A 24165-nucleotide genomic window follows, 5' to 3' on the forward strand; every position below is an offset into this window, starting at 1 on the left:
CGCGTACCGGAAGCGGGCACGCGTCCCTCGGGGTGCCCGCTTCACTAACGCGGGCCGCGACGCCACGGCTGCCGGAGCCGCGAGCGCGCCGCGCGCCGCGAGCCGCAGCACGACCTCCCGCCGGGACCGGCCTCCCGCCGTACGATGGTCGGATGACAGCGTACGTCTCGGCACTCGACCTCTTCTCCATCGGAATCGGTCCATCCAGTTCCCACACGGTCGGTCCGATGCGGGCCGCCCTCACCTTCGCCTCCCACCTGGCCGAGACCGGCCGTCTGGGCGACGTCGCCCGGATCAGCTGTTCGCTGTACGGTTCGCTCGGCTCCACCGGGCTCGGCCACGGCACGCCGGACGCGATCCTGGCGGGCCTCGCCGGGCTTGAACCGGAGTCCTGCGACCCCGACGCGGTGCGGCACGCCTGGTCAGGCCTCGCCGAGGGTGCAACCCTCCTCCTCGCCGGCAGCCACCCCATTCCGATCCGGCAGACTGACATCAGCTTCGAACCCCGCACCCGGCTGCCCGGCCACCCCAACGCGCTCACCCTGAGGGCCTGGGCGGAGACGGATGCCACGCCTCTCTTCGAGGAGACCTGGTACTCCATCGGCGGCGGCTTCATCCGTCGCGACGGCGACAACGCCCAGGTGCGCACGCTCGCCAGCGCGCCCATGCCGTACGCGTCCAGCGCCGACCTCCTGGCACTCTGCGATCTGCACGACGTGTCCATCTGCGAGGTCGCCCGTGCCAACGAGGAGGCCATTCACGGCGCCGACCGGCTCAATGCCGGGCTGGACGCGATCTGGGACGCCATGCACGTCTGTGTGGAGGCGGGACTCATCGCCACGGGCACCCTTCCCGGCGGACTCAAGGTGAAACGGCGCGCCGCCGCCGTGCGCATGCAGCTGGAGGAATATGAGAGCCTTCCGGTGCGCGAACGGGACACCTCGACCGAGTGGCTGCACGCCTTCGCCCTGGCAGTGAACGAGGAGAACGCCTCGGGCGGGCGGGTCGTCACGGCCCCCACCAACGGAGCCGCGGGCATCATCCCCGCGGTCGGGCACTACTACCTGCGCTTCGTTCCCGGAGCGAACGCCGCCGGCATCCGCCGCTACCTGCTCACCGCCGTGGCGATCGGCTCGCTCGTCAAGGCCAATGCCTCCATCTCCGGGGCGGAGGGCGGCTGCCAGGCCGAGGTCGGCTCCGCGTGTGCCATGGCGGCGGGCGCCCTCTGCGCCGTGCTCGGCGGCACCCCTCGCCAGGTCGAGAACGCGGCCGAGATCGCCATGGAACACCATCTCGGCCTGACCTGCGACCCGGTCGGCGGGCTCGTCCAGGTGCCCTGCATCGAGCGGAATGCGATCGCGTCGTCCACCGCCGTCTCCGCGGCCCGGCTCGCCCTGCACGGTGACGGCACCCACCTCGTCTCCCTCGACACCGTGATCGAGACGATGCGCCAGACCGGGCTGGACATGATGACCAAGTACAAGGAGACCAGCGAGGGCGGCCTCGCGGTCAACGTCATCGAGTGCTGACTGCGCGAACGCCCGGGCATGGACATCCGGGGCGTGAGGCCTAAACTGGCCCAACGTCGGTCTTGAAACCGGCCGTCTCCGGGGGGAACATCATGCGCACGACAATGCTGCGGCACGAGCCGCGCGACACGACCACGACGAACGACACCGGGAAGGCGCTCGCCCGGGCCGCGGTGGCCGTCCTCGCCTCGCTGGCGCTGCTCCCGGCCCTCGCCGCGTGCTCGACTCCCCCGGCACCGGTCGTCACGGCGACCGTGCTGGTCACGCCGACCCCGACACCCACACCCACACCCACCCCGACACCGACGGCCCCGGAGATCATCCCGAATCCGCCCGCGCCGGAGACGACCCCGAACGCGGATGCCGTGCCGGCCGAGCCGATCCCCGAGGGTCCGGCGGTCGACCTGGGCGCAACCGCCGGCGCCGAGGGGTCGGCGACCACGGACGGCGCCGGGAACCTGCTCGTCTACACCGTCGTCGAGGGTGACGACTTCTTCGCCATCGCACAGCGCTTCGACGTTCCGGTGCAGCAACTGCTGCGGATGAACCCGACCGCGGTGTCGGGCCTCGGCGAGAACATCTACATCCGCGACAAGATCAACCTGGACTGGACCGCCCAGCGCTGACCGGCGTGCCGTCTAGTGCGTGAGCCGGTTGATCCGCTCGATGATGCTGATCACCGTGAGGGAGTCCTCCGGGTCGACCGGCATCGGAGCGCCCCGGAGCAGGGCATCCGCGAGACCGGTGTAGAACGACACGTAGCTCCCGTTCTCGGCCGGAACCGGGGTGAGATCGCCGTCGAGTCCCAGCACGCCCCAGGTCGACTCGTCCTCGACGCCGAAGCCGGGGTCGGTCGGGCGAGCGCCGCCCTTGAGGGCTTCCTCCTGGCCGTCCAGTCCCCACTTCGTGTAGCCGGATTCGGAGCCGAGCACGCGGAACCGCGGGCCGACCTGCGCCGCGAGCCCGTTCATCCACAGGTGCGTACGCACCCCGGAGCCGTGGTGCAGCGCCACGAACGTGTCGTCGTCCGCTGTCCCGCCCGGGCGTCGGATGAGAGTCTCGGCGTAGATGTCGTCGACCGGCCCGAACAGCACCAGGGCCTGGTCGATCAGGTGCGCGCCGAGGTCGAAGAGTACGCCGCCGCCCTCATGGATCGTGGCAGCCGCCTTCCAGGACTTGGACTGCACGGGCTTGAACCACTCGAAGCGGGACTCGAAGCGGCGTACCGTGCCGAGCTTCCCGGAGGCCAGCAGGCTCTTCAAGGTCAGGAAGTCACCGTCCCAGCGCCGGTTCTGGAACACGGTCAGGGGCAGGCCGAGCCGGTTCGCCTTCTCGATCAGGGCGCGGCCATCGCGGCTCGTCACCGCGAACGGCTTGTCGACGACGACGGCAAGGCCCGCGTCGAGCGCCCGGTTCGCGAGTTCCACATGGGTGCCCGACGGCGAACCGATCACGACCAGGTCGAGGTTGTCGGCCTCCGCGAAGAGGTCGTCGGTTCCGTCCACCAGCCGGGTCCGCGGGTACCGTTCGGCAGCCGCGGCGCGCCGCGCCGGGTCCTTCGTCACGATCAGGTCGAGCGAGAACTCGGGGTTCGCGTCGATGAAGGGGCTGTGGAAGAGGCGGCCGGAGGTGCCGAACCCGATCAGGCCGGTGCGGATCGGGGCGTCGGAAACGTGGGGCGTTGACATGCCTCCACCGTACGCCCAGCCCTACAGCCGGTTGACCGCGGTGACCTTCAGCACGGCCGCACCGAGCTCGTCGGAGGCGGCCAGGTCGACCGTGGCGCTGATTCCCCAGTCGTGATCACCGGCCGGGTCGTCGAAGATCTGCCGCGCGGTCCAGACCGTCGCTCCCTCGTCCAGGATCAACAGGCTCGCGCCGCGCGCATTCGCCCCCGCGAGCAGCTCGTCGTGCTCGGCGAAGTAGCCGTCCATGGCGTCGGCCCAGGCATCCGCGGTGAACCCGTGCTCCCGGTCGAGCTCCCCCAGCTGGTCGTAGTGCTCGAGCGCGGCCAGCTGCACCCGGCGGAACAGCTCGTTGCGCACGAGGATCCGGAACGCGCGCGTGTTGGTGGTGAGCCGGCGCGGCGCAGGCGGCAGCACCGAGTGCGCCCCCGCCTCGTGCACGGCCAGGTCGGGGTGGATGAGCTCCTCCCACTCGTCGAGCAGGCTCGAGTCCACCTGGCGGACGAGTTCGCCGAGCCACTCGATCAGGTCGAGCAGGTCCTCCGTCTTCGCCTCGTCGGGGATCGTCTGCCGGGCGGCCCGGTAGGCGTCGGAGAGGTAGCGCAGCACGACGCCCTCGCTCCTGGCCAGCTTGTAGAAGGCGATGAACTCGCCGAACGACATGGCCCGCTCGTACATGTCGCGCACGACCGTCTTCGGGCGCAACGCGAAGTCGGCGATCCACGGCTGCGACTCCTTGTAGGTGTCGAAGGTGTAGGTCAGCAGTTCCTCGAGCGGCTTGGGCCAGGTGATCTCCTCGAGCAGCGCCATCCGTTCGTCGTACTCGATCCCCTCCCGCTTCATCGCGTTCACGGCCTCGCCGCGGGCGGCGAACTGTTGCCCCATCAGCACCGGACGAGGATCGTCGAGGGTCGCCTCGACGATCGAGATCATGTCGAGCGCGTAGTTTCCGGTGCCCGAGCCCACCGCAGGGTCCACGTCGAGCAGGTCGAACGCGGCGAGCGCGAACGGCGACAGGGGCTGGTTGAGCGCGAAGTTCGGCTGCAGGTCGACGGTCAGGCGGATGTCGGTGCGGCCGGTGCGCGCATCGACGGTCTGTTCCACGATGCCCGCCGCCCGCAGCGTCTTGTAGATTCCGAGGGCCCGGCGGGCGTGCGCGAGCTGACGCTTCCACGGTTCGTGGTTGTCGAAGACCAGCGAATAGACGTGAGCGTACGCGTCGCCGCCGCGCCCGATCACATTGATCAACATCGCCGCGGTCATCTGCATGCTCGACGCCATGGTCTCCGGCTCGGCCGCGACCAGCCGGTGGAACGACGGCTCACCCCAGGAGACGAATCCCTCCGGTGCCTTCTTGCGGATGATCTTGCGTTTCTTCTTCGGGTCGTCGCCGGCCTTCTCGATGGCCTTGAGGTTATCGGTCTCGTGGTCCGGTGCCTGCACGGCAACCGTTCCGGCGGTGTCGAAACCGGCTCGGCCGGCCCGACCGGCGATCTGGTGGAATTCGCGCGCGTTGAGCTGGCGCATCTTCACCCCGTCGTACTTGGTGAGCGCGGTGAACAGCACCGTGCGGATCGGCACGTTGATGCCGACGCCGAGCGTGTCGGTGCCGCAGATCACCCGCAGCAGACCCCGCTGGGCGAGCTGCTCGACCAGCCGGCGGTACTTGGGGAGCATGCCGGCGTGGTGCACGCCGATGCCCATCCGGATCAGCCGGGACAGGGTCTTGCCAAAGCTTGTCGTGAAGCGGAACTCGCCGATCAGATCGGCGATCGCCTCCTTCTGTTCCTTGGTGGCCACCTTCACGCTGCTCAGCGCCTGCGCGCGTTCCAGGGCGGCCGCCTGCGCGAAATGCACGATGTAGACGGGAGCCTGACCGGTCTTGAGCAGGTCCTCCACCGTCTCGTGCACCGGGGTGGTCTCGTAGAAGTAGTGCAACGGCACGGGCCGTTCCACGCCGGTGACGACCGCGGTGGGTCGGCCGGTGCGCCTGGAGAGGTCGTCGGCGATGAAGCTGACGTCACCCAGGGTCGCGGACATCAGGATGAACTGCACCCGCGGCAGCAGCAGCAGCGGCACCTGCCAGGCCCAGCCGCGGTCGGGGTCCCCGTAGAAGTGGAACTCGTCCATCACGACCTGGTCGACCTGGGTGTCCTCGCCGCTGCGCAGCGCGAGGTTTGCGAGAATCTCCGCCGTGCAGCAGATGATCGGGGCATCCGAGTTCACCGACGAGTCGCCGGTCATCATGCCCACGTTCTCGGCACCGAAGATCTCGACGAGGGCGAAGAACTTCTCGCTGACGAGCGCCTTGATCGGGGCGGTGTAGAAGGTGCGCTTACCCGCGGAGAGCGCGGCGAAGTGCGCTCCGACGGCCACCAGGGATTTGCCGGTGCCGGTCGGGGTGCTGAGGATCAGGTTCGCCCCCGACACGATCTCGATCACCGCTTCTTCCTGCGCAGGGTAGAGCGAGAGTCCCTGCCCGCCGGCCCAGAGTTCGAATGCCTCGAACAGGATGTCCGGGGCGGTGACGTGCGGAAGCGCGGTGAGAGTAGCCATGATCCTTCGATCCTGCCCTATTCCACTGGGCGCGCGCTCCGGCCGGAGCTCATCGGCGGCTGTAGAGCCAGGCGAGCAGGTAGCTGCGGCTGTTGCCGTCGTCGATACGATCCGCCGGCAGCGCCTTCGCCGCGGCCAGCGCGGCCTCGGCATCGTCCGGCCCGGCGAGCGCGGAGTACATCAGCAGGTAGTCGCCGAAGAGCACGTCGTACCCGTTCGGTGCCGCGTCGGCGAGGTTGGCGCGCACCCGGGCCGGGTCGGCGCCGAGGTAGCCGGAGACCGGACTCATCGGCAGCACGAGGATGCCGAGCATGGCGCTCGGCTCGGCGCTGAACCAGGTGGCGTAGTCGCGTTTGCCGCCCCAGACCAGGGAGGTGATCGGGTGCTCGAACCCGGTGTACACGGGATCGTCGAGGGGGAAGTCGGTCCAGTACGCCCGGGCGGACGCCGCCTCGGCCGAGAGCAGCCAGCTCGCCTCCGTGCGCAGCCCGGCCTGCCCGCTCGCCGCGGCCCAGAGCGCGAGGCCGTTCCACGCCGACACCGCCTCCGAGCTGGACTCCTGGTTGTTCCCGTCGCCGAACGGGGCGGTGCCGCTGGCCCAGGAGTGGCCGGCGTAGGCGTCGAAGACCCGCCGCTCGGGGAACCAGTCGCTCGGCCCGCTCGTCGCGAGGTCGGCGGCGAGAAGGTTGAGCACGGGCGCCCACCTGGCAGCGAGTTCGGGGTCGTTCGCGGCTGCCACCCCGGCCGCGTAGAGGAAGTAGCCGTAGTGGAAGTGGTGGTCGTTGAACGTGTCCGACCCGAACGAGGCCGCGAGGCCGACGAGTCCCTTCGCCGCGGGGTCGTAGACGAAGCAGCGGGTCGTGCGGGACGAACACCCGGCCGGCTCCAGCCACTGGTCGAGTGCGTCGACCAGTCGTTTCCTGATCTGGGCGGCCGCGCCGGCGGCGCCGACCTGCTCGGCGATGCTGAGCAGGTTCGCCGCCCGGTAGAGCGCCTTGCCGCCGAAGTAGGTGTCCTCCGGGAACGTGCCGGTGTCGGCGACATCCGCGCTGACCTGCGCGGCCAGTCGTTCCGTGGCTGCGCCGTCGAGCCCGGACAGGTCGAGCGCCCCGGCCGCATCCCGCCGCGGCACCGACCAGGCCAGAGTCGGCCCGGCGCACACCGTCAGCTCGCCGTAGACGCTCGGGTAGTGGCCGAGCGAGCAGTCGGTTCCACCCACCCGGTTCGACTGGTGCGGCATGGCCGCGATCAGGGTCTCGCCGCCGTCCGCGGTGCGGTAGCTCAGGCTGGTCGTGGCCGTATCGGCCGTGACCGTGTAGGTCAGGCTCGTTCCGACCAGCGGATGCCCGGCCGCCTCGGCGAACCGGTCCGCCGCTCCGCCGGCGGGCACCGCGTACCAGGTGGCGGCCTGTCCGGCCCGGAGCGAGAACCGGGTGCCGTCCCCGTTCATGACGCCGTCGAAGACCAGGCCGTAGCGGGTGCCGGCGACCTGCGCCGTCCACACGCCCCCGCCTCCCTCCTCGGCTCCGGTCGCTGCGGTCATCGCGGTGCCCAGGCGCAGATCAACGTCCCGGCTCGCGGTGAAACTCACGAACGGCGAACCCTCGGCGATCACGGTGCGGCCGATCTCGCCGTCGTCGCCACGCTGCGAGATGGTGACCGAGGCCTCGTCGTAGGCGGTGACGACCTGGCTGCGGGCGCCGACATCCGCGGTGATCGCGCCGGTGAAGCCGCCCGTGATCACCTTCGGGCCGGTCGACACCATGGGTACCCCGAGGGCGAAGCCGCCCCCGGTCAGCTGGAACGATAACGGCAGGGGGAACACGGGCATCGAGACGTCGCCGAACACCAGGCCGGAGAACCACCGGTTGGTCGGCGGAATCAGCCCGTCCGCCAACCGTGCCCCCGGCAGTGCCGCAACGGTGCGCGACGGGACTCCGGCGACCAGCGGACCGATTTCGTCGTCGGGGAAGATGCTTGTCTCCGGTTTCTCGGACCCGGCGTCAGTGGCCCCCTGCTTCGCCCCGGTCGCCGAACACCCGGCGAGAGCGAACAGCACGAGCACCAGGCCGGCGGTGAGCAGTCCGACGACCCCCGTTCTCCCGGTGGTCATCTACAGGCCGATCTTTCGCAGGAAGTCGCTCACGCCGTCGCCCAGGCCGGCGAGGACACCGTCGTCGCGGAGCAGAATCGTCGCGGTGACCGGCGTGCCGCGGGCGACCAGGCCGTTGTTCTCCCCCTCGACCAGCTGGTCGCTGGCCACCCGCACGGTGGTTTCGGCCCTGCCGTCGGCGGTCTGCACCTCGATCGACTCGATCCGACCGTTCAGCTGCCGTTGATTGGGCAGCAGGATGTCCACCCGGGCACCCTCCTCGACCCTGGCGTAGTCCCGGGGGGTGAGTGCGTACTCGGCGGAAACGAAGAGCGACCCGGAGCGGTCGATCATGGCCAGCACCTGGCCGGCCTGCACGAACGAGCCACGCTCGGTGGTGAGATCGGAGACCGTGCCGTCCACGGACGCCTTCAGGGTGATGATGCCGCCGTCGGCCACGCTGTAGGCGACCGTGTCCGGTTTGACCAGGCCGTCGGCCAGGTCGGCCTGGAGGGACGAGCTTTGCAGCGCGAACAGATCGTCGCCGGCCCGCACCCGGCTGCCGGCCTGAACGAACCGGTCGATGACCGTTCCGCCATAGTCGATGCCCACCGGGTAGCGCTCGGCCTCGATCGACGCGGACGTGCTCGCCACCTGCGCCTGACGCTGGTTGAACACGATCGTGAGCCCGGCCACGAGCACGAACACGCTCAACAGGCCGACGAGGAGCCTCAGTCGATTGCGCCAGCTCATGACACCACCGCGATTCCCCGGTCCTGCCGGTCACGCCTCGGAACCCGCCCACGCCGCACCTGGGCACGGGCCGCCCTCCGGGCGCGGCGGTGCCCGCGCGCCTCGCGGAGGGCGACGGCGACGAAGACCCCGAGGATGAGCGTGTTGGTGACATTCCAGGCTGTGGCGAGGGTGAGGGCGCCGTTGTCCAGGTCTCGCCAGATCGCCACCATCGAGGTGAGCGACAGGAAGACGAAGAACAACACCTGCGGAATCATGAAGTTGAACGGCGAACTGGCCACGGAGCGGTTGCCCGTGGCGTGCCAGTGCTGTTCCTTGCCGAGGATCACATTGGTCAGGGCCGCCAGGTAGATCGGGAAGGAGATCGTCGCGAGCATCAGCGTCTCCCAGCGGAACGATCCCATCGTGTAGAAGGCGAGCACGATCTGCAGCAGGTAGAACCCCGCGTAATAGAGCAGCCAGGTGAACACCGTGGTGGAGAGGTTCATCGGGCGCAGGTCGAAGTAGATTTCCAGCGGCGGCACGAGCAACAGAAGCAGCGGGCAGATCCCGGTCAGGTAGAACGAGGCCGTGACGAGGTACTGCAGCCGCTGGTCGAGGGTCAGCCGCCGCCGGGGACTGACCGGGCTGTGCCTGAGCAGAATCTCGAAGCCGCCGGTTGCCCAGCGGAGCTGTTGCTTCGTGTACGCCTCGACGGTTTCCGGGGCCTGCCCGACCGCGAGGGTCAGAGGGATGTAGATCGTGCGCCAACCTCGCTCGTGCAGCATGAGCGAGGTCCAGACGTCCTCGGACTTCGAGTCGGTGTAGATGCCGCCGATCGCGTCGACGGCGGTGCGGCGGAAGATCACGTTGGTGCCGACGCAGAAGGCCGCGTTGAAGCGGTTGCGTCCGGGCTGGATGAACCGGTAGAAGACCGCCTGCATGTAGCCGGCTCCCCGGGCGATCACGGTGTGCAGGTTGCCGTAGGTCTGCGGGGTCTGCACGAACGCGACGGTGTCCTCCACGAAGAACGGCACCGTCTCGACCAGAAATTCGGGGTCCGGCACGAAGTCCGCGTCGAAGATGACGAAGAAGTCGCTGCGGCTGAGGTTCAGGGCATGGTTGACGTTGCCGGCCTTGGCCCCGCCGTTGCCGAGCCGCCGCACGTAGCGCGCGCCGAGTTCGACGGCCACGCTCCGCACGGCATCCGAGTCTCCATCGTCGAGCACCCAGGTCGTGTGCTCGCCCTTGATCTTCCCCGCCGCCGCCACGGTGCGGCGGATGACCTCCGGGTCTTCGCCATAGGTGGTGATGAACACGTCGACGGACACCCGGGCATCGGCCAGGTGCAGCGGCCAGAGCTCAGGGGTGTCGCCCCAGCCGTCCCTGGCGATCTCCCGGGAGTGGAAGAGGGCCGTCCTCGCCTGGTGGAACGCGAAGTCCCGCGGGTCGAGGGAACCGGAGAGGATCGTCCACATCGACAACAACGCCTGACCGATCAGGATCGATTCCGCGAGGATGACCATCGAATACGGCAACCAGTCGCCGCGGCTGGCCGGGTTCAGGAGGAAATTCGCGTAGGCGAGGATGCCGAGGGTTGCGACCAGCACGAGCATCACCAGCGACGGCGACTGCGCCTTCGTGGCCTCGGCCGGCCGCGGTAGCGGTGGCGGTGGCGGCTCGATCTCGAGCGGGGGCACAAGAATTTGGGGTCGCGCATGAAGGGTCGTCATCCGGGTTCTCTTTCGGGGTGAAGAGGATGCGGGGTATCTGGTCGAAGGCGGGCAGGGCAGCCCGGTCAACGGCCGAGGGATCCGGGGACGCGGCAGCGGGTGGTCTGCTCTTCGCACGGATCTACACGGCGACGTCGTTGGCGATCGGATGCCGGCAGGGTTCGGATGGTGCCGGTCATCTCACCCTAGGAGCGTCCGGTCTGGCGCAGGTGTCGGGCAGGTTTCGGTCCTGTGAAATGCTGTCAAACGCGCTCGGCCCGCCCACCTGACCCTGGCCGAAATCAGCAGTGAATCGTAAGGACTTCCCCGGCGCGCCCGGGTGCCGCCGAATCTATGCTGATTTGATGGCCAGCCCAGAGCGTCCTCCCCGTTCCCGCTCCGTCGTGCGCGCCGTCCGGCTGTGGCGTCCCGCCGCGGCCGGGGTCTCCGCGGCGCTGGCCGGCCTGGGCTCCGCAGAGCTCGCGGCCGCTCTCCTCGCCCCGGCGGGCAGCCCGATCCTGGCCGTCGGCGCCCTGGTGATCGATCTCGTCCCCGCCTGGGTCAAGGAACTCGTCATCGGCCTGTTCGGAACCGGCGACAAGGCGGTGCTGATCATCTGCGTGGCCCTGGGCGCCGTGGTGCTGGCCGCCGCCGCCGGCATCCTGGAGTTGCGTCGGCCGCCGTTCGGCCGGGTGCTCGTCGTGGCGGCGGGCGGCCTCGCGGTGGTCGCCGTGCTCACCCGGGCGAACTCGGCCACCTTTGACGCTCTACCGTCGGTGATCGCGATGGTGGTCGGGGCGGTCATGCTCACCGTCCTGGTCACCCGTCTGCCTCGCACCTCGGCGACCGCCTCGGCGGCGGCGAGCGGGCCGGACCGCAGACGATTCCTGGCCTGGACCGGCGCGAGTGCCGGCCTCGGGCTCCTGGCCGTGATCGGCGGCCAGCTGGTGTCGGCCGGAACCCGGGCGACGGACGCCGCCCGCGCACTGTTCGACCTGCCCGCCCCGGCCACGCCCGCCCTGCCCATCCCCGCCGGGGCCGACCTGAACGTCGAGGGCCTGTCCCCCGTGATCACACCGAACCTCGACTTCTATCGAATCGACACGGCACTGCAGGTTCCCCGAATCGACCCCGAGTCCTGGACCCTCAGGGTCACCGGGATGGTGGAGAAGGAGGTCGAACTGACCTTCGCCGATCTGCTCGCCCTTCCGTTGGAGGAGAGCACGACGACGCTCACCTGCGTCTCCAATCCCGTCGGCGGCGACCTGATCGGCAACGCCACCTGGCTGGGATACCCGATCCGGCTGCTGCTGGCCCGGGCGAAGCCGCTCCCCGGCGCCGACATGGTGCTCTCCCGCAGCCAGGACGGCTGGACCGCGAGCACCCCGCTCGAGATCCTGACCGACGACCGCAATGCGATCCTCGCCGTCGGCATGAACGGCGTCCCACTCCCGCTCGAGCACGGCTACCCGGTGCGGATGGTCGTGCCGGGCCTCTACGGGTACGTCTCCGCCACGAAGTGGGTGGTCGAACTGAATGTGACCCGGTTCGACCGGGAGACGGCCTACTGGACCGACCGCGGCTGGTCCGAACGCGGCCCGGTGAAGCTGTCCTCCCGGATCGATGTGCCCCGCTCGAACACCCGGGCGGCCGTCGGCCCGATCACCGTCGCCGGCGTCGCCTGGTCGCAGCACGTCGGCATCCGTTCGGTGCAGGTGCAGGTCGATGAGGGCCCCTGGAACGTGGCGACCCTCGCCGAGGCGATCTCGGCCGACACCTGGCGGCAGTGGAGCTGGCAGTGGACGGCCACGAACGGCCGGCACATCCTGCGGGTGCGGGCCACCGACGCCGAGGGACTCGTGCAGACCTCGGTCGTGCGGGATGTGATCCCAGATGGGGCCACCGGACTGGCCGACATCGCGGTTACGGTCGGCTGAGTTCTCCACCGATCCGGTTACCCGGCGACAGGCGGGCCGGCCGGGCGTATCCTCAACAGCACAATCCTCCCCGCGGGACGTTCCCGCCCGGCGGCGACCCCTGTGAAAGGACAGCCATGCGCACCCAGACGAAGCTCTCCCCGGCCGACCTGCGGAAGTTCGAGGGGCTGCTGCTGGAGGAGCGCCGCGATCTCGACGTCGCGCTCGGCCGGATCACGCACACCCTCCACGATGTGATCGACGCCCGGAACAGCGGCACCGCCGACGACGAGCACGACCCGGAGGGGCCGACGCTCACGATGGAATGGTCCCGGATCTCCGGCGTGCACGGCGAGTTCGAGGCCAAGGCAGCCACGATCGACCGCGCGCTCGACCGCATCCGCGACGGCAGTTACGGGCTGTGCGTGCGCGGCGGCGAGCCGATCGGGCGGGCAAGGCTCGAGGCCCGGCCCGCCGCCGAATTGTGCATCGACTGCGCCCGCGACGAGGAGACTCGCCTCCGCGCCTGATCCGGTGCTGCCTGCCGGCGCCTACACCTCGTCGGCGACCGGGGCCGCGAACTGGGCGTTGTAGAGCGCGAAGTAGGCACCGGCGGCCTCCAGCAGCTCCTCGTGCGTGCCCAGCTCGACGATCCGGCCGGACTCCATCACGAGGATGAGGTCGGCGTCGCGAATCGTGGACAGACGGTGCGCGATCACGAAGCTGGTGCGGTCGGCGCGCAGGGCACTCATCGCCTGCTGCACCAGCACCTCGGTGCGGGTGTCGACCGAGCTGGTTGCCTCGTCGAGGATGAGCACGCTGGGCTTGGCCAGGAACGCCCGGGCGATCGTGAGTAGTTGCTTCTCGCCGGCGCTGACGTTGCCGCCCTCGTCGTCGAGCACCGTGTCATAGCCCTGGGGCAGGGAATGAACGAACCGGTCCACGTAGGTGGCCTGCGCCGCCGCCTGGATTTCCGCTTCCGAGGCATCCGGGCGGCCGTAGGCGATGTTCTCCCTGATCGTGCCGCCGAACAGCCAGGTGTCCTGCAGAACCATGCCCATCCGGCTGCGGAGGTCGTCGCGGGTCATCGTCGCCACGTCGACGCCGTCCAGGGTGATCCGGCCGGAATCCAGCTCGTAGAAGCGCATCATCAGGTTGACCAGGGTGGTCTTGCCCGCACCGGTCGGTCCGACGATCGCGACCGTTTGGCCGGGCTCGGCGACGAGGCTGATCTGTTCGATCAGCGGCTGGTCCGCGGTGTAGCGGAACGACACGTCCTCGAAGGCCAGACGCCCGTGGGTGACGGGCGGCGTCCCGGCCGAAACGGGGTCCGGGCTCTGCTCCTCCGCGTCGAGCAGGTCGAAGACCCGCTCCGCGGATGCGACGCCGGACTGGAGCAGGTTGGCCATCGATCCGAGCTGCGCCAGCGGCTGGGTGAACTGCCGGGAGTACTGGATGAAGGCCTGCACATCGCCGAGCTGCATCGCGCCGGAGGCCACCTGCAACCCGCCGACGACGGCGATGCCGACGTAGACGAGGTTGCCGATGAACGTCATCGCCGGCATGATCATGCCGCTGATGAACTGGGCGCCGAAACTGGCCCGGTAGAGCTCCTCATTCTTGGCCGTGAAGCGCTCTTCGACCTCCTTCTGCCGTCCGAAGACCTTGACCAGTGCGTGGCCGGTGAACGTCTCCTCGATCTGGCCGTTCAGCTCGCCGGTGTTCTTCCACTGGCCAACGAAGAGCTTCTGGGAGCGCTTCGCGATCAGCATCGTGGTGACCAGGGTGAGCGGCACCGTGACGAGCGCGATCAGGGCCAGCAGCGGCGAGAGCAGGAACATCATCACGATGACCCCGATCACGGTGAGCAGCGAGGTGACGATCTGGCTGAGCGACTGCTGCAGGCTCTGCGAGACGTTGTCCACGTCGTTGGTGACCCGGCTCAGCAGCTCGCCCCGCTGCACCTTGTCGAAGTAGCGCAGCGGCAGGCGGTTGATCTTCGCCTCGATCTCGGCGCGCAACCGGAACACCGTGCGCTGCACGACCCCGTTGAGCAGGTAGGCCTGCATCCAGCTGAAGGTGGAGGAGAGCACGTAGAGGATCATCGCCCAGAGCAGCACGGTGGAGAGCGCGGCGAAGTCGATGCCGAGGCCGGGGGTGAGGGTCATCGCCGAGAGCATGTCCGCCCTGGCGGTGTCTCCCGACGCCCGCAGCCCGGCGATGACCTCCGCCTGGCTGGCACCGGACGGGAGGGCCTTCGACACGACGCCGGAGAAGATCAGGTTCGTGCCCTCGCCGAGCAGCCTGGGGCCGATCACCGAGAAGGTCACGCTGACCACGGCGAGCACCAGAACGAGCAGGAGCCAGAGCCGTTCGGGCCGGAGCTTGCCGACCAGCCGCTTCGCGGACGGGCCGAAGTTCATCGCCTTCTCGGCCGGGGCGCTCATGCCGCCGAACGGGCCGTGCCCGCCGCCGGGCCCGCGGGCCGGCGGTCGGTCTGCCGTCGACTGGACCTTGGTTGCCTCGCTCATGCTGCTTCCTCCGCCGTGAGCTGTGAAGACACGATTTCCTGGTACGTTTCGCAGCTGTCGAGCAGCTCGCCGTGGGTGCCCGCGCCGACGACGCGGCCGTCTTCGAGTACCAGGATCTGGTCGGCGTCGACGATGGTGGACACCCGCTGGGCCACGATGATCAGCGTTGCCCCGTCGGTCCCGGTCTTGAGGGCGGCGCGCAGGCGGGCGTCCGTGGTCAGGTCGAGGGAGGAGAACGAGTCGTCGAAGATGTAGATCTCCGGGCGTTTCACCAGGGCCCTGGCGATCGCGAGTCGCTGCCGCTGGCCGCCGGACACGTTGGTGCCGCCCTGCGCGATCGGCGAGTCCAGTCCCCCCGGCATCTCGGCGACGAAGTCCTTCGCCTGGGCGATGGTGAGCGCCCGCCAGAGTTCGTCCTCGGTGGCGTCCGGTTTGCCGTATTGCAGGTTGCTGCGCACGGTGCCGGAGAACAGGTACGGTTTCTGCGGCACCAGGCCGATGTGCCCCCAGAGCAGGTCGGGGTTCAGCTCGCGCACGTCGACCCCGTCGACGAGCACCGCGCCGCTCGTGACGTCGAAGAGCCGCGGCAGCAGGTTGACCAGGGTGGTCTTGCCCGAGCCGGTGCTGCCGATGATCGCGGTGGTCTGCCCGGAGCGGGCCAGGAAGCTCACGTTGCTGAGCACCGGCTGCTCCGCGCCCGGGTAGGCGAAGCCCACGTCGAGCAGTTCGAGCTCGCCGTGGCCGACGGTGGCGTTCACCGGCTTGGCCGGGGGAACCACACTCGACATGGTGCCGAGCACCTCGCCGATCCGGTCCGCGGACACCGTTGCGCGCGGGATCATCACGGCCATGAAGGTGGCCATCATCACCGCGATCAGAATCTGCATCAGGTAGGAGAGGAAGGCGATCAGCGTGCCGACCTGCATCGAGCCGTCCTGGATCCGGAATGCCCCGAACCAGATCACGGCCACGCTGGAGACGTTGAGCACGAGCATCACGATCGGGAACATCAGCGCCATCAGCCGGCCGGCTCGCAGCGCGTAGTTGGTGACGTCCTCGTTGGCCACGGCGAAGCGGGCCTGTTCGCGGTCCTCACGCACGAAAGCGCGAATGACCCGGATGCCGGTGAGCTGCTCGCGCAGCACCCGGTTGATCGTGTCGATCTTCGTCTGCATCACCCGGAACAGCGGCACCATCCGCACGATGATCAGGCCGACGGCGACCAGGAGCACCGGCACGCTCACCGCGATCAGCCAGGACAGTTGAACGTCCTGGCGGATGGCCATGATCACGCCGCCGATGGAGAGGATCGGCGCCGAGACCATCAGGGTCGAGGTCATCAGCACGAGCATCTGCACCTGCTGCACGTCGTTGGTGGAGCGGGTGATCAGCGATGGGGCGCCGAAGCGGGTGACCTCCTGCTCAGAGAACTCGCCGACCCGGGAGAAGACCGCGCCGCGCAGATCACGTCCGAGTGCCATCGCCGCCTTCGCGCCGAAGTAGACCGCGATGATCGAGCAGACGATCTGAACGAAGGTGATCAACAGCATCACCCCGCCGACGCGGAGGATGTAACCGGTGTCGCCCTTGGCGACCCCCTCGTCGATGATGTCGGCGTTGAGGGTGGGCAGGTACAGCGACGCGATCGACTGCGCGAGCTGGAAGACGACGACCGCCGCCAGCAGGCGCCGGTAGGGCCGCAGGTATTTCACAAGCAGTTTCCACAACATCGGGTTCTCCTAAACGGCGTGGTGCGAGTCGGCGTGGTGCGGGTCTGCTGGGTGCGGGTCTGCTGGGTGCGAGGGGGCAGGTGCGCCCATGATGCCGTGCAGGACGAGGGCGGTGATCTCCTCGTCGTCGAACTCCGGCCCGTTGCGGATCTGGGGCACGGATGCCGCCAGTGTCACCATCCGGATGATCTGCCCGACGCGATCGGCGGGCACGGTGAAACGCTCGAGGTCCTCGGCGAGGATGTCGGCCATGATCCCGACGAATTCGCTGCCGTCGTGATGGCCCTTCTCGTGCCCCGGTGGGGGTCCGTGCCGGCCGAGCGCCGTCATCAGCGTGAACACCGTCGTGAACCGGGCGCGCATCAGGCTGACGATCGCGCGGATCCGTTCCTCGAGCGGGAGGCGCGGGTCGATCTGCCGGAGCTGCCGCCTGAACGGCTCGGGATCGAAGTGTCGTTCCACGGCCGCCTGGATCAGCTCGTCCTTGCTGCCGAACGCCCGGAAGATCGTGCCCTCGGCGATCCCGGCACAGTCCGCGATCTGTCTGGTGGTCACGGCCTGCCCGTGCTCCAGGATCAGCGGGGTGACGGCGTCGATCAGCATGGCCTGACGGTCCTCGACGGACAGGGCTTTCGCGCGTGCTGGTTTGACGGCCATGCCGCCAATCTTATGTGAGTGAGCGCTCACTCACAAGGTGGTTCAGGCGAAAAGGTCGGAGATCCAGGCGACCTCGGCCGCGCTGGGTCGCCAGTGGGTTGCTTCGGTCGCGTTCTGCCGAATCTGCTCCGGACTGGTTGCCCCGGCGATCACGCTGGTCAACCCCGGTTGGGCGAGCAGCCAGGCGAGCGTGGCCGCGAGCATGGTCACGCCCCGCTCGTCGCACCAGTCCCGGTAGGCCTCGAGCACGTCCCAGGGGGCGTCGTCGACGAGGTGCCGCCTGATCATCATGATCCGGCTGTCCTCCGGGCCGCCGGCGCGGGAGAACTTGCCGGTGAGCAGGCCGTTGTGGAGCGGGAAGAATGGGAGGAAGCCCAGGCCGTAGGCGTTCACGGCGGGGAGCACTTCGTCTTCCGCGTCGCGCACGAGCAGGCTGTACTCATTCTGGGCGGAGATGAATCGGGGGTGCGCGCCGAGCCTGGCCGTGAATTCGGCCTCGGCGATCTGCCAGCCGGCGAGATTGGAATGGCCGATGTAGCGGATCTTGCCCTCTCCGATGAGGTCGTCGAGTGTGTCGAGCGTCTCCTCGATCGGCGTATGTGGGTCGGGCTGGTGCAGCTGGTAGAGGTCGATCCAGTCCGTCTGCAGGCGCCGGAGCGATCCCTCCACGGCGCGGCGGATGTAGCGGCGGGAGCCCCTGGCGTTCCAGTCCGGCCCGTTCAGGCCGTTCATGTCCATGCCGAACTTGGTGGCGAGAACGATTTTGTCCCGGTTGCCGCGCAACGCGTGGCCCATCAGCGTCTCGCTCAGGCCACGTTCCGCCCCGTAGATGTCCGCCGTGTCGAACAAGGTGACACCCGCCTCGACGGCGGCGTCGATCACTGCCGACGTGCCCGCCTGTTCGGCCGTGGCGGTTCCGGCCCGGCCGAAATTGTTGCAGCCGAGCCCGATCGTGGACACCATGAGTCCGGACTTGCCGAGGGCGCGATACTCGATCTCTGCCATCACCCCAGACTAGGGCCGCGCGGCTGTGCTAAACAGGAATCAATCAAAGGGGTAACTGTGAGTGCACTCACGCTCGGCGTCATGTCTCGCTCCGGCAAACCGAACGAGCGTCGGCTGCCCATCCATCCGCAGCACCTCGATCGGATCGATCCCGACGTGCGCCGGCGCATCTTCCTCGAGACCGGTTACGGCGACCAGTTCGGCCTGTCCGACGCCCAGCTCGCACCCCTGGTGGGCGGGATCGGCACGCGGGAGGAGCTCATCCGTGACTGCGACGTCATCCTTCTCGCCAAGCCGTTGCTGCGGGATGTCGCCGAGTTGCGCGACGGACAGGTGCTCTGGGGCTGGCCGCATTGCGTGCAGGATGCCGCCCTCACCCAGCTGGCCATCGACAAACGACTGACCCTGATCGCGTTCGAGGCCATGAACCACTGGACCGGCGGTGGCGAATTCCACCTGCACGTTCTGCACAAGAACAACGAGCTCGCCGGCTACTCCTCCGTGCTGCACGCCCTGGCACTGACCGGCTCAACCGGCGACTACGGTCGCAAACTCCGTGCCGCCGTGATCGGCTTCGGAGCAACGGCCAGGGGTGCGGTGACCGCGTTGAATGCCCTCGGCGTCTATGACGTGACGGTGCTGACCAGCCGGGACGTGACCGCGGTCAGCTCGCCGATCCACTCGGCCCTGATCGTGCAACTCGAACACGGGGGCCCGGCGCACGAGAACTTCGCGCTCCCCGAGGGCGGCCGGGTTCCCTTGCCCGAATATCTGGCCGGCTACGACATCATCGTCAATTGCGTGCTGCAGGATCCGAACGCGCCACTCGTCTTCCTGGACACCGCTGACCTGGCCCTGATCATGCCGGGCTCGCTCATCATCGATGTCTCCTGCGACGCTGGAATGGGCTTCGAATGGGCGATACCGACGTCGTTCGACCACCCGACCTTCCAGGTCGGCGACAACGTGACCTACTACGCGGTCGACCACAGCCCCTCCTACCTATGGAACTCCGCCACCTGGGAGATCAGCGAGGCGTTGCTCCCCTACCTGCCCGAGCTCCTCGACGGAAGCGCGGCCTGGGACGCCAACGAAACGCTCCGCCGGGCGATCGAGGTCCGGGAAGGGGTCATCCAGAACCCGAGCATCCTGGAGTTCCAACACCGCTCGGGCGACTACCCGCATCCGATCCTCGGCTGAACGGAGGGCCGCCCCTCCTCCACACGGCGGGCAGCCGCGAGTTCACGCCGTGTCCGAAACCCGCCAGAGCGGGACGGCGGCGCCGACTACAGTCGAAGAATGACCAGCATCGCACCCTCGTTGATTCGTCTCCCCAGCCCGATCGGCCGACTCGAAATCACCGCCGATTCCGACTGCATCCTGTCGCTCTCGATCGAGCGTGACGGCCGCCTCCCGCTCGAGGAGTCACCCGAATCCCCGTCTTCGTTGCTCGAGCGCGCGGCGGTCGAGCTCGGCGAGTATTTCGCCGGCACCCGTACCGGCTTCGACCTTCCGGTGCGCCTCACCGGCGGCACGGTCTTTCAACAGAGCGTCTGGCAGCGGCTCGCCGGTCTCCGATTCGGGGAGGTCATCTCCTACGGCGAGCTGGGCGCCTCGATCGGGCGCCCGGGTTCCGGCCGGGCAATCGGTGGCGCGGTCGGCGCCAATCCGATTCCGATCCTGGTCGGCTGCCACCGGGTGCTCGCGGCCAACGGCCGGATCACGGGCTACAGCGGCGGCAACGGTATCCCAACCAAGGTCTGGCTGCTCGACCACGAGGGCATCGCGCACGTCGCCGGCGGGCCCGTGGGCACAGCGTTTGCGGGATTCGAGCCTGCGGGAATCGAACACGACGCGTGACGGGCGCTCAGCTCGCGATTGCCGACGATGGACTCCCCCGCTGCGGCTGGGTCGGCACCGACGCCGAGTATCGCCGCTACCACGACGAGGAGTGGGGTCGTCCGCTCCGCAGCGACCGGCTCCTCTTCGAGAAGCTGTGCCTGGAGGGATTCCAGGCCGGACTGTCCTGGATCACGATCCTGCGCCGCCGACCGGCCTTCCGGGCTGCCTTCTTCGACTTCGACGTGGACCGGGTCGCGGCCATGGGCGAGGAGGATGTCGCCCGGCTCGTCACCGATGCGAGCATCATCCGTCACCGGGGCAAGATCGAGGCCACCATCGGCAACGCCAGAGTCACCCGCGACCTCGGGGAAAGCCTCGCCACGCTGATCTGGAGCTTCGCCCCTGAGCCCCGGGCCGCACGGCTGACCGGGCTCGGCGACATTCCCGCGGTCACGCCGGAATCGACGGCGCTCAGCCGTGAACTGCGCGCCCGCGGATACCGATTCGTCGGGCCGACCACCGTCTACGCGCTGATGCAGTCGGCCGGCCTGGTCGACGACCACGTCGTCGGCTGTCACCGTGCCGGCGCCGTCGCGGCGCGGTCCGGCTCCGGCTCCGGGTACAGCTAGCGCAGGGCGGGTGTCACGGCAGCAGGCCGAGTGCCCGCACGTGTTCTCGTTCCTCGATCAGCTCGGCGACCGAGGCGTCGATCCGAGCCCGGGCGAAGTCATTGATCGACAGCCCCTGCACGATCTCCCAACGGCCGTCGATGGCCCGCACGGGGAACGAGGAGAAGAGCCCCTCCGGCACGCCGTAGGAGCCGTCGGAGACGATCGCGGCCGAGGTCCAGCGGTCCCCGGTGCCGTTGACCCAGTCGTAGACGTGGTCGATGGCCGCGCTCGCCGCGCTCGCCGCGGAGGACGCGCCTCTGGCCTGAATGATCTCGTAGCCACGCCCCGCCACCCGCGGAATGAACTCGTCCACCAGCCAGGCCTCGTCGACGAGTTCGGTGACCGGCCGCCCGCTGACTTTGGCGTGGTTGACATCGGGGTACTGCAACGCCGAGTGGTTGCCCCACACACTGAGCCCGTGCACCTGGTCGACGTGCACGCCCAGCTTCGCGGCGAGCTGCGCGACCCCGCGGTTGTGGTCGAGGCGGGTCATTGCGGTGAACCGTTCCGCGGGGATGTCGGGGGCGAATGCGCTCGCGACGAGAGCGTTCGTGTTGGCGGGGTTGCCGACAATGAGCACCCGCACATCAGCGGCGGCGCCCGCGTTCAGGGCGGCCCCCTGCGGTCCGAAGATGCGTCCGTTGCTTTCGAGCAGACCCACCCGCTCCATGCCGACCGCTCGTGGCCGGGAACCGACCAGCAGCGCGATGTTGACCCCGTCGAACGCCCGCACCGGGTCAACGCTGACGGTCACCATGCGCAGCAGCGGGAAGGCGCAGTCCTGCAGCTCGAGGGCGGTACCCTCGGCCGCGGCGAGCCCTTCCGGGATCTCCAGCATGGTCAGGTTCACCGGGGTTGTCGGCCCCAGGAGCTGGCCGGACGCGATGCGGAAGAGCAGGGCATAGCCGATCTGGCCGGCGGCGCCGGTGACGGTGACGTTCAAGGCTGGAGTGGGCACAGGGCCAGCCTATTTGCCCGAGGGCCTCCGAGTCACGTCCGGGGCACGCCGACCAGTTGCTCGACGACCAGATCGAGCTCGCCCGCCGCCCCGCGGCGCAGCGTGAAGCCGGCCGACTCGGCCCAGTCGAGCAGCCCGTCCACGCCGTCGAACGACTCACCGTGTTCGATCAGGACCCGGCTGAAGACACCTTTCGCGGTCTTGTTGAAGTGGTTGAGTGCCCGGGTGCGGCCGTCTGATGCCTGGGTGACGACGCGCAGATAGAGTGAGTTCGGGCGCACGGGCACTGGCCCGAGTGCGGCATAGCCCGCGGATCTGAGGTCGAGCAGGAGTCCGTCGGAATCCCGCAGGACCTTTTCGACCGGCCCGCGCCAGTGCTTCTTGAGGCTGAGGTTCGGCAGCCGGGAGTCGTAGGAGAGCCGGTAGGCCGGGATCAGGTCGAGGGCGCCGATCGGGCCGAAGAGGGCCGACTGAACCCGCACGTGCTCGCCGGCCCAGAGCCGAGCCGCCGGCGTCAGCGTCGCGGCGTCGAGGGCGTCGTAGAGCACGCCCGTGTAGCGGTCGAGAACCGGCATGGTCGGTGATCCAGCCAGTTCCCGGTTGCGAACGACCTCGGCCAGCTGGGTGCGGCCGAGCTTGAGCGCAGCGATCATGTCAAGCGGATGTTTCGCCAGACCGACCAGCGCACGCACAAGTACCCGCCGGCTGGAGTGCAGCGACGGGTACGTGAGGTTGTGCAGGTCAAGCGGTTCGCCGGTGCCGCCGAGACGTTTGGTCTCGGACGGCGGCAGCAGGATTATCAATCGGCTAGACGAGCCCGGCCTTGCGGGCAACGATGGTGACCACGTTGTTGGCGACCGAAAGGAATCCGTCCGCCGCCTCGGCGACGATCTTCTTGCCGTCCGCCAGGGTGACCCGAACCTCGCCGCTGGCGAGGATCGCGAGCATCGGCTCGTGGCCGGCGAGGATACCGATCTCGCCTTCCACGGTGCGGGCAACGACCATCGTTGCCTCGCCGGCCCAGACTTCCTGGTCCGCCGCGACGACGCTGACGTTGAGAGCCGCAGCCATGGTTAGTCGTTCTCCTTCTGGATCTTCGCCCACTTCTCTTCGACGTCGGCGATGCCACCGACGTTGAAGAAGGCCTGCTCGGCCACGTGGTCGAAGTCACCGTTGGCGATGGCTGTGAAGGATTCGATGGTGTCCTTGAGGGATACCGTCGAGCCTTCCACACCGGTGAACTTCTTCGCCATGTAGGTGTTCTGAGAGAGGAACTGCTGGATGCGGCGCGCACGGGAAACCGTGACCTTGTCCTCTTCGGAGAGTTCGTCAACACCGAGGATCGCGATGATCTCCTGGAGTTCCTTGTTCTTCTGGAGGATCGCCTTGACGCGAACGGCCGTCGTGTAGTGGTCGGCGCCCAGGTAGCGGGGGTCGAGGATACGGCTGGTCGAGGTGAGCGGGTCGACGGCCGGGTAGAGGCCCTTCGACGCGATCTCGCGGGACAGTTCGGTCGTCGCGTCGAGGTGGGCGAAGGTGGTCGCCGGAGCCGGGTCGGTGTAGTCGTCCGCAGGCACGTAGATGGCCTGGAGCGAGGTGATCGAGTGGCCACGGGTCGAGGTGATGCGTTCCTGGAGGATACCCATCTCGTCGGCGAGGGTCGGCTGGTAACCCACGGCGCTCGGCATGCGGCCGAGCAGCGTCGACACTTCGGAGCCGGCCTGGGTGAAGCGGAAGATGTTGTCGATGAAGAGCAACACGTCCTGCTTGGCGACGTCGCGGAAGTACTCCGCCATCGTCAGCGCGGAGAGCGCGACGCGAAGACGCGTTCCCGGCGGCTCGTCCATCTGGCCGAACACGAGGGCGGTCTTGTCGAAGACGCCGGCCTCTTCCATCTCGTGGATGAGGTCGTTGCCCTCACGGGTGCGCTCGCCGACACCGGCGAACACGGACACTCCACCGTGGTCCTGCGCGACGCGCTGGATCATTTCCTGGATCAGCACGGTCTTGCCGACGCCGGCTCCACCGAAGAGGCCGATCTTTCCACCGAGGACGTACGGGGTGAGAAGGTCGATGACCTTGATGCCGGTTTCGAACAGCTGGGTCTTGGACTCGAGCTGGTCGAAGGGCGGCGGCTTGCGGTGGATGGGCCAGCGCTCCGTGATTTCGATCTTCTCGCCGGGCTCAGCGTTGAGCACCTCGCCGATGGCGTTGAAGACGCGACCCTTGGTGACGTCTCCGACGGGCACGGTGATGGGTGAGCCGGTGTCCCTGACCTCCTGGCCGCGGACCAGACCGTCGGTGGGGTTCAGCGCGATCGCGCGGACGAGGTCGTCACCGAGGTGCAGGGCAACCTCGAGGGTGATCACGGTGGAGACATCGCCGATGACGATGGTGGTCTTCAGCGCGTTGTACATGCCCGGGATCGAATCGTGCGGGAACTCGATGTCGACGACCGGGCCCGTGACGCGGGCGATCCGGCCTATGGCGACGGTCTCAACCGGTGCGTGGACTGGCGCGGTTGCGGTGTCAGTCATTGCTCTCTCTTC

General features: G+C 68.6%; 20 protein-coding genes. 7 read left to right on the top strand and 13 right to left on the bottom strand.

The genetic code is table 11. The features are described from left to right. Positions 1–152 precede the first annotated feature (152 nt). A complete protein-coding gene (locus QMG61_RS04370; protein WP_283493106.1) occupies positions 153–1529 on the top strand; it encodes an L-serine ammonia-lyase in 1377 nt (458 codons plus the stop codon). Between the two features lie 92 nt (positions 1530–1621). Next, positions 1622–2155, top strand: a complete 534-nt coding sequence (locus QMG61_RS04375; RefSeq protein WP_283493107.1) for a LysM peptidoglycan-binding domain-containing protein — start codon at positions 1622–1624, stop codon at positions 2153–2155. A 12-nt stretch (positions 2156–2167) separates the two neighbouring features. Here the strand turns inward: QMG61_RS04375 and QMG61_RS04380 are convergent, their stop codons facing one another. From QMG61_RS04380 to QMG61_RS04400, 5 genes are read right to left on the bottom strand one after another with little or no spacing between them, the layout of a single operon-like run. Further along, positions 2168–3217, bottom strand: a complete 1050-nt coding sequence (locus QMG61_RS04380) for a Gfo/Idh/MocA family protein (protein WP_283493108.1) — start codon at positions 3215–3217, stop codon at positions 2168–2170. Between the two features lie 21 nt (positions 3218–3238). Next, entirely contained in the window at positions 3239–5770 is a 2532-nt protein-coding gene (locus QMG61_RS04385; RefSeq protein WP_283493109.1) for a DEAD/DEAH box helicase, read from the bottom strand. Positions 5771–5819: 49 nt separating this feature from the next. Next, positions 5820–7883 carry a glycosyl hydrolase gene (locus QMG61_RS04390; protein WP_283493110.1) on the bottom strand — a complete coding sequence of 688 codons (2064 nt, stop codon included), beginning with the start codon at positions 7881–7883 and terminating at the stop codon, positions 5820–5822. Next, complete coding sequence (locus tag QMG61_RS04395; RefSeq protein WP_283493111.1) at positions 7884–8615, bottom strand: HlyD family secretion protein; 732 nt, start codon at positions 8613–8615, stop codon at positions 7884–7886. Then, positions 8612–10327 (bottom strand): glycosyltransferase family 2 protein, encoded by a 1716-nt coding sequence (locus tag QMG61_RS04400; protein WP_283493112.1) that lies wholly within the window; start codon positions 10325–10327, stop codon positions 8612–8614. The genes QMG61_RS04395 and QMG61_RS04400 overlap by 4 nt, the downstream gene beginning before the upstream one ends. 344 nt (positions 10328–10671) lie before the next feature. On the opposite strand from QMG61_RS04400, the gene QMG61_RS04405 reads away from it, so the two are divergent. Both QMG61_RS04405 and QMG61_RS04410 read left to right on the top strand, forming a co-directional pair. Continuing rightward, positions 10672–12243, top strand: a complete 1572-nt coding sequence (locus tag QMG61_RS04405; protein ID WP_283493113.1) for a molybdopterin-dependent oxidoreductase — start codon at positions 10672–10674, stop codon at positions 12241–12243. 116 nt (positions 12244–12359) lie between these two features. Next, positions 12360–12752 carry a TraR/DksA family transcriptional regulator gene (locus QMG61_RS04410; protein WP_283493114.1) on the top strand — a complete coding sequence of 131 codons (393 nt, stop codon included), beginning with the start codon at positions 12360–12362 and terminating at the stop codon, positions 12750–12752. Between the two features lie 21 nt (positions 12753–12773). Here the strand turns inward: QMG61_RS04410 and QMG61_RS04415 are convergent, their stop codons facing one another. The 4 genes from QMG61_RS04415 to QMG61_RS04430 are packed head-to-tail and all read right to left on the bottom strand — an operon-like array spanning position 12774 to position 18145. Further along, positions 12774–14753, bottom strand: coding sequence for an ABC transporter ATP-binding protein (locus QMG61_RS04415; RefSeq protein WP_283493115.1), 1980 nt, complete (start codon positions 14751–14753; stop codon positions 12774–12776). Further along, positions 14750–16483, bottom strand: a complete 1734-nt coding sequence (locus QMG61_RS04420) for an ABC transporter ATP-binding protein (protein WP_283493116.1) — start codon at positions 16481–16483, stop codon at positions 14750–14752. The genes QMG61_RS04415 and QMG61_RS04420 overlap by 4 nt, the downstream gene beginning before the upstream one ends. A gap of 9 nt (positions 16484–16492) precedes the next feature. Next, positions 16493–17140 carry a TetR/AcrR family transcriptional regulator gene (locus QMG61_RS04425; protein ID WP_283493117.1) on the bottom strand — a complete coding sequence of 216 codons (648 nt, stop codon included), beginning with the start codon at positions 17138–17140 and terminating at the stop codon, positions 16493–16495. A gap of 42 nt (positions 17141–17182) precedes the next feature. After that, positions 17183–18145 carry an aldo/keto reductase gene (locus QMG61_RS04430; RefSeq protein WP_283493118.1) on the bottom strand — a complete coding sequence of 321 codons (963 nt, stop codon included), beginning with the start codon at positions 18143–18145 and terminating at the stop codon, positions 17183–17185. An 81-nt stretch (positions 18146–18226) separates the two neighbouring features. Here QMG61_RS04430 and QMG61_RS04435 point away from each other — a divergent pair, with 81 nt between their 5' ends. From QMG61_RS04435 to QMG61_RS04445, 3 genes are all read left to right on the top strand, one after another. Further along, on the top strand, positions 18227–19345 hold the full coding sequence (locus QMG61_RS04435) for a N(5)-(carboxyethyl)ornithine synthase (protein WP_283493173.1): 1119 nt from the start codon (positions 18227–18229) through the stop codon (positions 19343–19345). Positions 19346–19444: 99 nt separating this feature from the next. Next, on the top strand, positions 19445–20005 hold the full coding sequence (locus QMG61_RS04440; RefSeq protein WP_283493119.1) for a methylated-DNA--[protein]-cysteine S-methyltransferase: 561 nt from the start codon (positions 19445–19447) through the stop codon (positions 20003–20005). Continuing rightward, on the top strand, positions 20002–20616 hold the full coding sequence (locus QMG61_RS04445) for a DNA-3-methyladenine glycosylase I (protein WP_283493120.1): 615 nt from the start codon (positions 20002–20004) through the stop codon (positions 20614–20616). Before QMG61_RS04440 ends, QMG61_RS04445 begins: the two co-directional genes overlap by 4 nt. Positions 20617–20629: 13 nt before the next feature. Here QMG61_RS04445 and QMG61_RS04450 read toward each other — a convergent pair whose 3' ends face one another. Genes QMG61_RS04450 through atpD form a run of 4 tightly spaced genes read right to left on the bottom strand, consistent with a single transcriptional unit; the run spans position 20630 to position 24153 of the window. Further along, a complete protein-coding gene (locus QMG61_RS04450; RefSeq protein WP_283493121.1) occupies positions 20630–21616 on the bottom strand; it encodes a malate dehydrogenase in 987 nt (328 codons plus the stop codon). 32 nt (positions 21617–21648) lie between these two features. After that, positions 21649–22419, bottom strand: a complete 771-nt coding sequence (locus tag QMG61_RS04455) for a YaaA family protein (RefSeq protein WP_283493122.1) — start codon at positions 22417–22419, stop codon at positions 21649–21651. Positions 22420–22423: 4 nt separating this feature from the next. Then, positions 22424–22687: a F0F1 ATP synthase subunit epsilon gene (locus tag QMG61_RS04460; RefSeq protein ID WP_283493123.1), complete on the bottom strand. Its 264-nt coding sequence runs from the start codon at positions 22685–22687 to the stop codon at positions 22424–22426. Between the two features lie 2 nt (positions 22688–22689). Then, positions 22690–24153 (bottom strand): F0F1 ATP synthase subunit beta, encoded by a 1464-nt coding sequence (atpD, locus tag QMG61_RS04465; RefSeq protein WP_283493124.1) that lies wholly within the window; start codon positions 24151–24153, stop codon positions 22690–22692. Positions 24154–24165 lie beyond the last annotated feature (12 nt).

This window comes from Cryobacterium sp. PH31-AA6 (assembly GCF_030063195.1).
Lineage (GTDB): Bacteria > Actinomycetota > Actinomycetes > Actinomycetales > Microbacteriaceae > Cryobacterium.